This is a genomic window from Bradyrhizobium uaiense, assembly GCF_010811875.1.
Lineage (GTDB): Bacteria > Pseudomonadota > Alphaproteobacteria > Rhizobiales > Xanthobacteraceae > Bradyrhizobium > Bradyrhizobium uaiense.
Genome location: NZ_VKHP01000114.1, coordinates 19,408 through 28,042 on the forward strand (window position 1 = coordinate 19,408; position 8,635 = coordinate 28,042).

The window sequence follows — 8,635 nt, forward strand, 5'->3', positions numbered from 1 at the left end:
GCGTTCGCCTTATTCTACTTGCCAGCTTGCGCAGGCGCGGGCAGCATCCTCTTGCCTGCGTCAGGTCAAGCGGCGGGCCAACGCGGGCAACAACGCAACAAACTCATAAAAATTGTGGAGGAAGACGTTATGACGCTCAATGTCTCACGACGATCCTTGCTCGCGCTCGGTGCCGGTCTCGGCGCCAGCACATTACTCGGCGGCACCGCACAGGCGCGCGCGCCGAAGCTCGGCACGCAAACACCCTATTGGCACCGCTTCGAACTCGGCGATGCCGAAGTGACCGTCGTCTCCGACGGCCCGCTTCCGCTCGGCGATCCCTCCGGCACCTTCACCGGCGTGCCGAAGGAAGAGGTGAAGAAGATGCTCTCGGACAACTTCCTCTCGCCCGACAATGTCGTGCTCGAGCAGAATTCGCCGATCGTCAACATGGGCGACAGACTGATCCTGTTCGATACCGGCATGGGCACCTCGAAGGCGTTCGGTCCGACCACCGGCCGGCAGCAGAAGAGCATGCAGGAAGCCGGCATCAAGCCGGAGGACATCGACGCCGTCGTGCTGTCGCACGCGCATATCGATCACATCGGCGGCATCGTCGGCGCCGACGACAAGCCGCTGTTCCCGAATGCGCAGTACTACATCGCGCAAAGCGATCTCGATTTCTGGACTGATGAAGGCAAGATGGGCAGTCCGTTGAAGGACTTCATCGTGCACGCCCGCAAGAACCTGCTGCCGGTGCGCGACCGCATCGTGTTCTTCAAGGACGGCCAGGAATTCCTGCCCGGCGTGCAGGCGATCGCGGCGCCCGGCCACACCGTGGGGCACACCATCTTCATGGTGAGTTCGGGCGGCAAATCCTTCGCCTTCCTCGGCGACCTCTCGCATCACGCGGTGCTACTCCTGGAGCGGCCGCGGATGGAGTTCTCATACGACACCGATCCGAAGCAGGCGGCGGCCTCGCGGGTCAAGCTCTTGGAGATGCTCGCTGCGAACAAGACGCCGGTCATGTCCTATCACTTCGCCTGGCCGGGCTACGGCCACGTCGCCAAGGCCGGCGAAGGCTTCCACTACTATCCGGAACCGATGCAGATGACGCTGTGACGACGCCGCATCCGGGGCGGCGAGCGTCACCCCGGATGTTCCCTTAATGTTCTTGCGCTGGGCGGCCCGCTCCGCTACCTTGGGTGGCAGAAGATAGGGGCAGCATGGTCCAGCGCGTTTCCACCGTCGCATTCGAGGGGATCGAGGCCCGTGCAGTCGACGTGCAGGTGCAGGTCGCACCCGGATTGCCGGCGTTTGCGATCGTCGGCCTGCCGGACAAGGCGGTGTCGGAGGCGCGCGAGCGGGTGCGCTCGGCGCTGATCGCCTCCGGTCTCGCGCTTCCCGCCCGCCGCATCACCGTCAACCTCGCCCCGGCCGACCTGCCCAAGGAGGGCAGCCATTACGACCTGCCGATCGCGCTCGGCCTGATGGCCGCGATTGGAGCGATCCCGCCGGATGCGCTCAGCGGCTTCACCGTGCTGGGCGAACTCGGGCTCGACGGCTCGATCGCAGCCGTTGCGGGCGTGCTGCCGGCTGCGATCGGCGCCAATTCGCGCGACGAGGGATTGATCTGTCCAGCCGCCTGCGGCTCGGAAGCCGCCTGGGCGAGCCCGGACATCCAGATCATCGCCGCTCACTCGCTGATCCAGATCGCCAATCACTTCAAGGGCACGCAGGTGCTGTCGCGGCCGCAGCCGAAGGTGCATGAGCGCGAGGAGACGCTGCTCGACCTCCGCGACATCAAGGGCCAGGAAAGCGCAAAACGCGCGCTCGAGATCGCGGCCGCCGGCGGACATCATCTGCTCATGATGGGCTCGCCCGGCGCCGGCAAATCGATGCTGGCGGCGCGGCTGCCCTCGATCCTGCCGCCGCTGTCGCCGTCCGAATTGCTCGAAGTCTCGATGATCGCTTCCGTCGCCGGCGAGATCCGGGACGGCGCGCTGACCGCGCGGCGCCCGTTCCGCAGCCCGCATCATTCCGCCAGCATGGCCGCACTGACCGGCGGCGGCATGCGCGCCAAGCCCGGCGAGATCTCGCTTGCGCATCAGGGCGTGCTGTTCCTCGACGAATTGCCGGAGTTCGATCCGCGCGTGCTGGATTCGCTGCGCCAGCCGCTGGAGAACGGCGAGGTCTCGGTGAGCCGGGCCAACCATCGCGTCACCTATCCGGCGCGCTTCATGCTGGTCGCGGCGATGAACCCGTGCCGCTGCGGCCATGCCTATGAGCCCGGCTATTCCTGCAAGCGCGGCCGCCTCGACCGCTGCACCGCCGACTATCAGATGCGGATCTCCGGTCCGCTGATGGATCGCATCGATCTCAGGATCGAGGTGCCCGCCGTGACCGCGGCGGATCTGATCCTGCCGCCGCCGGCGGAGGGATCGGCCGAGGTCGCCAAACGCGTCGCGGCCGCGCGCGACATCCAGCTTGCGCGCTATGCGGCCGCCGGCATGCCGCATGTGCGCACCAACGCGGAAGCGCCGAGCGCGCTGCTCGAAACCATCGCACAGCCGGACGCGCATGGGCAGAAGCTGCTCCGCGAAGCCGCCGACACCATGCACCTTACGGCGCGCGGCTATCACCGCGTGTTGCGCGTGGCGCGCACGCTCGCCGATCTCGACGGCACTGATACGATCGGCCGGCTGCACCTCGCCGAGGCGCTGTCCTATCGTGCATTGGCCGACGATCTGCGCCGCGCGGCCTGAGCCGAGCGTTTCCGGTGAAGCGGGTCCGGTGAAGACGACGCGCCAGAACCAAGGCGCTCCCGTTTGGTGCCCGATGCCCGCTGCGTCAACGCGACGGTAACCACTCTCGTTTACGCTCCGCAAACCATAAGCACCGCGATCTGCGGCAAGCTTGGGTCGAGCGAGTTGTGTCATGTTGCGTATGAAGATTCTGGCCTCGGTGGTCCCGCTTGCCGTGGCCGCGGTATTTGCCCGCGCGGAAATCCTGCCGGGTCCCCGGCCCTGCATCGAGGTCGGCGCGGCCACGATGCAGATCGCATCGGTCCCCTGGCTGGCGCAGCTTCACGTCAGCTTCACCGACGACCCCAGCCTTGCGACCGTCCGGGTCCGGATTGCCGACAGCGCCGACGCTGCCGACTTCACCGTGATCGACGACGTCGACGATGCGGAAGCCGGGGCGTGCGAGAGCAATGCGGTACCGCAGCTGATCGCGATTTCCAGCAATCCGACTGCAACCGACCCCATCATCTATCTTTCGCACGACGGTCCGTTCGATTACCGCGTCTATGTGCAGTCGAAGACGTTCTCAGTGCGCGATGCCGCGGCCCTGATCGTCAGCGCCCGCGGCGAACATCGCCGCCTCGAAGCGGCGTCGCACGAGCCTCACGCGCGCTTCCCCAACCGGATCATGGCGGAGTTAACCCTCCGCTAACCCTGTTCTGAGGGCGGCGCGAAACGGCCATCAAGTTCAAGCACTTTGCAAGGTAGCCGACGCATCTTCATTGCCGGATCAAGCTATTTCAGGGCCACCATTGATGGGGCGTTTCTTCCGGATCAAGTTACGCTTTCGCCGCTTCCTGCGGCGCCATTCCTGGGTCGCGACGATCGTCCGCTCCTTCACGATCTTTTCCGTCGCGTTCGGCGGCGCCTTCGGTTTCATTTCGGGCGCGCTCTCGGAGCACAGCGGCTACGATCCCAATGCATTCGCGATCGGGGTCAGCTTCCTGTTCGCGCTCGCCTGCCTCTGGATCGTGACGCTCGGCATCCGCCTGCGGCTGATGCGCAGAAGGCTGCGCACCATCGCCATGCACAACGAGGCGATGGCCGACCGCAACTGGGAACTGCAGGAAGCCGAACAGCGCGCCTCCACCCTGTTCGAGGCGCAGGACGATCTGATCGTGCTGCGCGACCTCGATGGCCTCATCACCTACGCCAACGACGCCTATTGCGAGCTGGCGCAGACCTCCCGCAGCGAATTGATCGGCAGCACCGCCACGCTCAAGGTGCTCGAGCAGGGTGACACCGCGCTCGAATCCAGCGGCACCCGGGTCTACGACCAGAAGATCGAGGGACCGCTCGGGCCGCGCTGGATCGCCTGGCGCGAAGGTCTGGTGCGCAACGATGCCGGCGCGCCGGCGGAGATGCAGAGTGTCGGCCGCGACGTCACCGACCGCACCGAGAGCGAGCGGGCGCTGGCCGACGCGCGCGATCAGGCCGATGCCGCCAACCGCGCCAAATCCCGCTTCCTTGCGATGGCGAGTCACGAGATCCGCACGCCGCTGAACGGCATCATCGGCATGAGCGGACTGCTGATGGACACGCAGCTGACGCCGGAGCAGATGACCTATGTCAAGGCGGTCAAGACGTCCGGCGACGCGCTGCTCGCGCTGATCGAGGAGCTGCTCGACTATTCCAAGATCGAAGCCGGCAAGATCGATCTCGAGCACCGCGCCTTTGCGCTGTCCGGTCTGATCGAGGACATCACCGAGCTGCTGGCGCCGCGCGCGCAGACCAAAGGCATCGAGATCGCCGCCTATGTCGACGAGCGGTTACCGATGCAGGTGACCGGCGACGCTGCGCGGCTGCGTCAGGTGCTGCTCAATCTCGCCGGCAATGCCATCAAGTTCACCGCGACCGGCGGTGTGGCGCTGATCGTCGAGCCCGGCATCTGGCCGAACGAGATCAGCTTCCTGGTTCGCGACACCGGCATCGGCATTGCTCCCGAAGCGCAGCAGCGCATCTTCCGGGAGTTCGAGCAGGCCGACGATCGCATCGCGCACAGTTATGGCGGCACCGGCCTCGGGCTTTCGATCAGCGACCGTATCGTCAGGCGCATGGGCGGCCGCATCACGCTCGCGAGCACGCCGGGCGCGGGCTCGACCTTTGAAGTGTCGATCCCGCTGGCCGCCGCCGACACCGGCGAGGCCAACAGCTTCGCCGCGCCCGACCTCGCCGGCCAGTCGATCATGCTGGTTGCGCCGCAGAGCATCGAGGTCTCACTGATCTCGCGGCGGTTGCAGCGCTGGGGCGCGCAGACCTGCATCGTGTCGGATGCCAATGTCGCCGAGGCGCTGCTGCCGGAGCGGAGCTGGCACGCGGTGCTGATCGACCACATGCTCGGCACGCCGGCGATAGAAGCGTTTGCCGGCGCCGCACGCATCCATGCGACCCATCGCATCGGGATGTTCACGCCGGCGACGCGGCAGGATCTTTCGGCCGCGGAAACAGCGATGTTCACCGGATATCTGGTCAAGCCATTGCGCGCGTCGTCGCTCGCCGCACGCCTGACCACGTCCCCCGAAATCGCCGCACCGAGCCTGATCGGAGATCAAAGCCTTGCGATCGAGGCGGCAGCCGAGTCCGCGCCGACTGCGCCGGCATCCACGCCGCCGGACAAGGCGCTCTCGATCCTGGTCGCCGAAGACAATGAGATCAACGCGCTCTTGATGCGCTCGCTGCTCACCCGGCTCGGCCACAACGTGGTCATCACAACCAATGGCGAGCAGGCCATGGAATCCTGGCTCTCGGCGAGGTCAGCCGGCACGCCCTACGATATCGTGCTGATGGATATCCAGATGCCGCGCCTCAACGGCATCGAGACCACCAAGCAGATCCGCAGCCACGAGGCCGGCCAGTCCATCCGCAGGACGCCGATCCTGGCACTGACCGCCAACACGCTGGTGGAGGACCGCTATGCCTGCTTCGAAGCCGGCATGGACGGCTTTCTGATCAAGCCGCTCGACCGCGAGAAGCTGGAAGAAGCGCTCGCGGGCCTGGCGGCCGCGCGGCATATCGCGGCGTAGGTTGCGACAAACTCAGCGGCGTCCCTGCCTGGTGCGCAATTGCGCATGGGAGCAGAGACCCGTAACAACCGCATTTTGTGTTGCGACCCGCTGCGGCCACAAGCCTGCAAATTACAGATGCTTGTGGTTATGGGTCCCCGCGTTCGCGGGGACGACAGCTGTGATTTGGCCGGCTTGTTCGAACAATAACTACAGCCGGCGCAGCGCGACCGTCTGCACCACGTGATCGGCGCCCTTCTTCAGGATCAGCGTCGCGCGGGGGCGGGTCGGCAGGATGTTGTCCTCGAGATTGGCGAGGTTGGTGCGCTCCCAGATCGCGATCGCAGTCGCGGTTGCTTCCTCGTCCGACAGCGGCGCGTAACGGTGGAAGTAGGATCTGGGATCGGTGAACGCGGTGTCGCGCAGCGCCAGGAAGCGCTTGATATACCACTGCCGCAGCGCGGACTCGTCGGCGTCGATATAGACCGAGAAGTCGAAGAAGTCGGATACGAACGGCACCGCCTTGCCGTCGCGCGGCAGCCGCCCGGTCTGCAACACGTTGACGCCCTCGACGATCAGGATGTCGGGCTGGTCGATCTCGACCCATTTGTTCGGCACGATGTCATAGGTCAGATGCGAATAGACCGGCGCGCGCACGCGACGCCGTCCCGCCTTGATGTCGCTGAGGAACGACAGCAGCGTCGGCAGGTCGTAGCTTTCGGGAAAGCCCTTCTTCTGCATGATGCCCTGCCGCTCGAGCACGGCATTGGGAAACAGGAAACCGTCGGTCGTGATCAAATCGACCTTCGGCCGCGGCGACCAGCGCGCCAAGAGCGCCTGCAACACGCGGGCCGTGGTCGACTTGCCGACTGCAACCGATCCGGCGACGCCGACGATATAGGGCATCTTGCGGTCGCGGATGTTGAGGAACTGGCGCTGCGAATAATACAGCCGCTGGGTGGCATCGACATAGGTCGAGAGCAGCCGCGACAGCGGCAGGTAGATGTCCTCGACCTCCTGCAAATCGAGACGATCGTGCATCGAACGCAGGCGGTCGAACTCGCCCGGCTCCAGCGTCATCGGCGTATCGTCGCGCAGATGCGACCATTGCTGACGCGTGAAGGTGCGGTAGGGGTTGTACTGCTGATCTGGTGCCCGGATGTCCATGAGGCCCTCCCCGTGATCAGTCGCGCTTGCGCGACGCCTTCTCTTCCAGTCCCGACATCGACGTGCGCTTCTCCAACGCGGCCTCGACGTCCTCCAGTTTCACGCCGCGTGATTTCAACAGAACCAGCAGGTGAAACACGAGATCGGCACTTTCCGCGATGAGATGATCGCGGTCGTTCTCGACTGCGGCGATCACGGTCTCGACCGCTTCCTCGCCCAATTTCTTCGCACAGTGCTCGGCGCCCTTGTCGAGCAGCTTGCGGGTATAGGACGCCTCGCCACCCGATGCAGCGCGGGCGTCGATGGTGGCGGCCAAATCGTGGACCGTGAAACGCGACATCAACTCAACTCAAGCATGCGCACCGGCACCGCCAGGGTGCCATCCCTAAATTGGGACTTAGCATTTTTGTGACAAGGAGTCCCGGATCACTGTGTTTCCGAACCACGCGCTACGGATCGAGCCGCATCGGCAGGCCGGCGCGCACCATGTGATCCTTGGCCTGGCGGATCGTAAATTCCCCGAAGTGGAAGATCGACGCGGCCAGCACGCCGGTGGCGTGACCCTCGCGGACACCGTCGACCAGATGGTCGAGATTGCCGACGCCACCCGACGCGATGACCGGTACGGGGACACTGTCTGCGATCGCGCGGGTCAGCGGCAGGTCGAATCCCTGCCTGGTGCCGTCGCGGTCCATCGAGGTCAGCAGGATTTCGCCGGCGCCGAGCGAGACGACCTCCTGGGCATATTCGATGGCATCGATCCCGGTGGCATTACGCCCACCATGGGTGAAGATCTCCCAGCGGTCCGAGCCGCCGGCGCGCTTCACCCGCTTGGCGTCGATCGCGACCACGATGCATTGCTCGCCGTACTTCTCGGCCGCTTCCTTGACGAATTCGCGCCGGCTGACCGCCGCCGAATTGATCGAGACCTTGTCGGCGCCGGAGCGCAGCAGGGTCTTGATGTCGTCGACGGTGCGGACGCCGCCGCCCACAGTCAGCGGCATGAAGCAGGCTTCGGCCGTCCGCCGCACCACGTCCAGCATGATGCCGCGGTTTTCATGGGTGGCGGTGATGTCGAGGAAGGTGAGCTCGTCGGCGCCGGCGGCGTCATAGGCGATCGCGGCCTCGACCGGGTCGCCGGCGTCGCGCAGATCGACGAAGTTGACGCCCTTGACCACGCGCCCGTCCTTGACGTCGAGACAGGGGATCACGCGAACCTTGAACATGTGTCTCTCCCGATAGCGTTTTCCAGCGAAGTGGACCCCGGTTCGCGTGAAGAAAACGCGTCAAACATAAGCTACGCGCTGCGGATCAGCTTGAGCGCCGCGGCCGGATCGAGCCGTCCGTCATAGAGCGCGCGGCCGACGATCGCGCCGGCGAGTTTTTTGGCACGAGGCTCAAGAAGCGCCTTGACGTCGTCGATCGAGGCAAAGCCGCCGGAGGCGATCACCGGAATCGAGATCCGGTCGGCGAGCGCGATGGTCGCATCGAGGTTGAGGCCCTTCAGCAGGCCGTCGCGCGCAATATCGGTGAAGATGATCGCGGCGACGCCGGCATCCTCGAATCGCTCAGCGATCTCGAGCGCGGTCACATGCGAGGTCTCGGCCCAGCCCTCGACCGCGACCTTGCCGTCGCGTGCATCGAGGCCGACGGCCACACGGCCGGGGAATTGCTTCGCCGCGC

At 65.5% G+C, this 8,635-nt stretch carries 8 protein-coding genes; 4 read left to right on the plus strand and 4 right to left on the minus strand.

Features of this window, described 5'->3' with window-relative positions:
* Positions 1-129 precede the first annotated feature (129 nt).
* The 4 genes from FNJ47_RS25035 to FNJ47_RS25050 all read left to right on the plus strand — a co-directional run bounded on the left by FNJ47_RS25035 (position 130) and on the right by FNJ47_RS25050 (position 5,806).
* The gene (locus tag FNJ47_RS25035) at positions 130-1,101 is read left to right on the plus strand and encodes an MBL fold metallo-hydrolase (protein ID WP_163157923.1); all 972 of its coding nucleotides are present in this window, start codon (positions 130-132) and stop codon (positions 1,099-1,101) included.
* A gap of 104 nt (positions 1,102-1,205) precedes the next feature.
* Complete coding sequence (locus FNJ47_RS25040) at positions 1,206-2,744, plus strand: YifB family Mg chelatase-like AAA ATPase (RefSeq protein WP_163157925.1); 1,539 nt, start codon at positions 1,206-1,208, stop codon at positions 2,742-2,744.
* A gap of 172 nt (positions 2,745-2,916) precedes the next feature.
* On the plus strand, positions 2,917-3,435 hold the full coding sequence (locus FNJ47_RS25045) for a hypothetical protein (RefSeq protein WP_163157927.1): 519 nt from the start codon (positions 2,917-2,919) through the stop codon (positions 3,433-3,435).
* A 103-nt stretch (positions 3,436-3,538) separates the two neighbouring features.
* Positions 3,539-5,806: a PAS domain-containing hybrid sensor histidine kinase/response regulator gene (locus FNJ47_RS25050; protein WP_163157929.1), complete on the plus strand. Its 2,268-nt coding sequence runs from the start codon at positions 3,539-3,541 to the stop codon at positions 5,804-5,806.
* A 189-nt stretch (positions 5,807-5,995) separates the two neighbouring features.
* Here the strand turns inward: FNJ47_RS25050 and coaA are convergent, their stop codons facing one another.
* From coaA to FNJ47_RS25070, 4 genes are all read right to left on the minus strand, one after another.
* Positions 5,996-6,952: a type I pantothenate kinase gene (gene coaA, locus FNJ47_RS25055; protein WP_163157931.1), complete on the minus strand. Its 957-nt coding sequence runs from the start codon at positions 6,950-6,952 to the stop codon at positions 5,996-5,998.
* A gap of 16 nt (positions 6,953-6,968) precedes the next feature.
* Positions 6,969-7,292, minus strand: coding sequence for a phosphoribosyl-ATP diphosphatase (locus tag FNJ47_RS25060; RefSeq protein WP_092081190.1), 324 nt, complete (start codon positions 7,290-7,292; stop codon positions 6,969-6,971).
* A 109-nt stretch (positions 7,293-7,401) separates the two neighbouring features.
* Complete coding sequence (gene hisF / locus FNJ47_RS25065; protein ID WP_038382736.1) at positions 7,402-8,178, minus strand: imidazole glycerol phosphate synthase subunit HisF; 777 nt, start codon at positions 8,176-8,178, stop codon at positions 7,402-7,404.
* 71 nt (positions 8,179-8,249) lie between these two features.
* The coding region (locus tag FNJ47_RS25070; RefSeq protein WP_236000089.1) for a HisA/HisF-related TIM barrel protein at positions 8,250-8,635 on the minus strand (386 nt) is incomplete at its 5' end.